3 protein-coding genes are annotated in these 3,258 nt (G+C 62.0%); 1 reads left to right on the top strand and 2 read right to left on the bottom strand.

All coding sequences use genetic code 11. The annotated features are described in order from the left end of the window. Positions 1-214: 214 nt before the first annotated feature. A complete protein-coding gene (locus ABSG20_RS33095) occupies positions 215-973 on the bottom strand; it encodes an SDR family NAD(P)-dependent oxidoreductase (protein WP_423868651.1) in 759 nt (252 codons plus the stop codon). A 91-nt stretch (positions 974-1,064) separates the two neighbouring features. Beyond that, the gene (locus tag ABSG20_RS33090) at positions 1,065-1,730 is read right to left on the bottom strand and encodes a TetR family transcriptional regulator (protein WP_423868650.1); all 666 of its coding nucleotides are present in this window, start codon (positions 1,728-1,730) and stop codon (positions 1,065-1,067) included. Positions 1,731-1,875: 145 nt separating this feature from the next. On the opposite strand from ABSG20_RS33090, the gene ABSG20_RS33085 reads away from it, so the two are divergent. Beyond that, the gene (locus ABSG20_RS33085; RefSeq protein WP_423868649.1) at positions 1,876-3,048 is read left to right on the top strand and encodes an acetyl-CoA C-acetyltransferase; all 1,173 of its coding nucleotides are present in this window, start codon (positions 1,876-1,878) and stop codon (positions 3,046-3,048) included. Positions 3,049-3,258 lie beyond the last annotated feature (210 nt).

Here is a 3,258-nt window from a genome sequence, read left to right as displayed (position 1 = left end):
GCCCATTTCGCCAGCGAGGCCGGGATATGCTTCTCGTAAGGCTTCAGCGGGATCCGCGACTTCAAAATGATGACGCCGTCGGGCCGCCGCTCGACCGCGATATCGCGCTCAAGCCACTGGATCTTGCGAAAGGCCGGTTTTGTCAGAACCGTGGCGGTATTCCCATTCATGTCGCTTCTCCCAAGACCCCGGCTCTACGGCAAGGCTCGTTCTTCTACCTCGGCGCCATGCGGATGGCGCCGTCGAGGCGGATGGTTTCGCCGTTCAGCATCGGGTTCTCGACGATGTGAACCGCGAGGTTGCCGTATTCAGAGGCATCGCCGAGCCGCGCCGGATGCGGCACCTGGGCGCCCAAGCTCTTGCGCGCCTCCTCGTTCAGTCCCATCAACAGCGGGGTCAGGAACAGCCCGGGCGCGATGGTGTTGACGCGGATCTTGAGGCTGGCGAGGTCGCGCGCCGCCGGCAAGGTCAGGCCGACGATGCCGCCCTTCGACGCCGAATAGGCGATCTGCCCGATCTGGCCTTCATAGGCCGCGACGCTCGCGGTGTTGATGATGACGCCGCGCTCTTCGCCGACAGGCGCTTCCGTCGCCAGCCGCTCGGAGAACAGCCGCAATACGTTGAAGGTACCGATCAGGTTGACGTTGATGATGCGCACGAATTTTGCCAGCGGATAGACGCCGTCCTTGCCGACGACACGCTGCGATCCACCTATCCCGGCGCAATTAACCAGCACGCGGGCGATCCCATGGGCCGTTTCGGCCTTGGCGATCGCGGCCTTGACCTGCTCCTCGTCGGTGACGTCGGCTACGACCGCTGTGCCGTTCACTTCGGCCGCGACCTTCTCGGCGTTCTCCTTGGCCTGATCGAGCACGGCGATTTTCGCGCCCTTGGCGGCCATGGCGCGGGCGGTGGCGGCGCCGAGACCGGAGCCACCTCCGGTGATGAGAACGGCAACATCTTTCAACTGCATGACAAAACCTTTCCTTGGACGTTTCTTCTAAAACAGGCGAATAGGGAATAGCGAAAGGAAGGAAGAGAAGAACGCAACTGTCGTCTATTCGCTATTCGCCACTCCCTATTCGCTCCTTCAGCATGCCCCCGCAAATCAGCGCTTCGATGTGCCTGATATATTGGCGGCAGACTTCATCGGTGACCGGCCCGACGCCGGTGGCACGCGACATCGCATGCCTCCCGAAAAACAGGTGATCGCAGGCGCCGATCAGGCTGGTGTAGAACAGGACTGGATCGACATCGCGGAATTCGCCGGCCCTGATGCCTTCGGCCAGCAGGCGCCGGTGAAAGTCCAGCAGCGGTGCAACAAAGAATTTCGAGACTTCGTCGGCAGCTTCCGCGCTGCTCTCATGCAGGAGAAAGTGGATCAGCCGGTTCATGTAGGGGAACTGGTAATAGGCCTTGATGATGCCAGCGATATGCAGCTTCAGTTTCGCGGTTGGCGCAATCGGCTGCGCCAAGAGATATTCGAGCTGCGTCATCTCGGTCGCGGCATCCCGCGCCAGCAGCGCCAGCAGCAGGCCGTCCTTGTTGCCGAAGTGATATTTCACCAGGGCGGCGTTGACGCCGGACTTCTGCGCGATGTCGCTGAGGGAAACCTCGATCGACGAGCGCTCGATCATCAGTTCGCTGGCCGCCACCAATAGCTTCTCGGCGGTGGTGTTCTTCCCACCCGGGAATCTGGTCGGTACGCTGGTATTCAATTGTGATCCCATGACCTGCCTGCCGGGCGATCCCGATGCCAGATAACCCGATGCCCGGGCCGCACTCAAGAGTTAATTGATTGATTGACTAAATCCGGGCGCATCCCTTAAATCTGCCCGGCATCGAGAGAACCAGCACACAACAGGGAGAACCGTCATGGCCGAGGCTTACATCGTCGCCGCCGCGCGAACCGCGGGCGGCCGTAAGGGGGGACGGCTGGCCGGTTGGCATCCGGCCGATCTCGCCGCTGCCGTGCTGGACTCGTTGGTCGAACGCAGCGGCGCCGACCCCGCAGAGGTCGAAGACGTCATCATGGGCTGCGTGATGCAGGCGGGCGAGCAGTCCAACAACATCGCGCGCAATGCCATCATGGCCTCCAGGCTGCCGGAGAGCGTGCCCGGCACCTCGATCGACCGGCAGTGCGGTTCGTCGCAGCAGGCGCTGCATTTCGCAGCCCAGGCCGTGATGTCCGGGGCCATGGATATCGTGATCGCCGCCGGCGTCGAATCGATGACGCGGGTGCCGATGGGGCTCGCCTCGCAATTGCCGGCCAAGAACGGGTTCGGCACCTATAAGAGCCCGAACATCGAGAAGCGCTACCCGCATATCGTGTTCAGCCAGTTCACCGGCGCGGAAATGATGGCCGAAAAATATGGGCTCAGCAAAGACGAACTCGACGAGTATTCCTATAACAGCCACCAGCGCGCCATCGCCGCGACGCAAGGGGGCAAGTTCAAGGACGAGATCATTCCGCTGCAGATCGCCCGCGCCGATGGTTCGACCGATACCCATGCCGTCGATGAAGGCATCCGCTTTGACGTCACCCTCGATGGTATCAAGGGCGTAAAACTGATCGCGGAGAACGGCAAGCTCACCGCCGCCAGCGCCAGCCAGATCTGCGACGGCGCCTCCGGCGTGATGGTCGTCAACGAAAGGGGCCTGAAGTCGCTCGGGATCAAGCCGATGGCGCGGGTTCATCACATGACCATGATGGGCGGCGATCCCGTAATCATGCTGGACGCGCCGCTGCATGCCACCGAACGCGCGCTGAAGAAGGCCGGCATGGCAATCGACGACATCGACCTGTTTGAAGTCAACGAGGCCTTCGCCTCGGTGCCGACCGCGTGGCTGAAAACCACCGGCGCGGACCCGGCAAAACTCAATGTCAATGGCGGGGCGATCGCGCTCGGCCATCCCCTCGGCGGCTCCGGCACAAAACTGATGACCACGCTGGTCAACGCGCTCAAGCAGCGCAACAAGCGCTACGGCCTGCAGACCATGTGCGAGGGCGGCGGCATGGCCAATGTGACGATCGTGGAGAGGCTGTAAGGAGGAAGCGAAATCAAGGAGCTGACTTCGAGGCCAAACGCCCACCGGCAAACTGGTGAACCGGCACCCGCGCGACCGCTATTGGCCGAAGAAGCCGCGACGGGCTGCCGTTAGGATAGCGTCAAATCAACTGCTTCGGATTTTGCAGGCAAGTCCGTGCATGGGTCGGCGTCGGTGGATAAATCAGGATGAGGTCATAAGCTCCCCTCC

Origin of the sequence: Bradyrhizobium sp., from assembly GCF_049512235.1 — a bacterium.
Taxonomy (GTDB): domain Bacteria; phylum Pseudomonadota; class Alphaproteobacteria; order Rhizobiales; family Xanthobacteraceae; genus Bradyrhizobium.
Note: the sequence above shows the minus strand (reverse complement) of the source record. Positions and strands in the feature narration are given on the sequence as shown.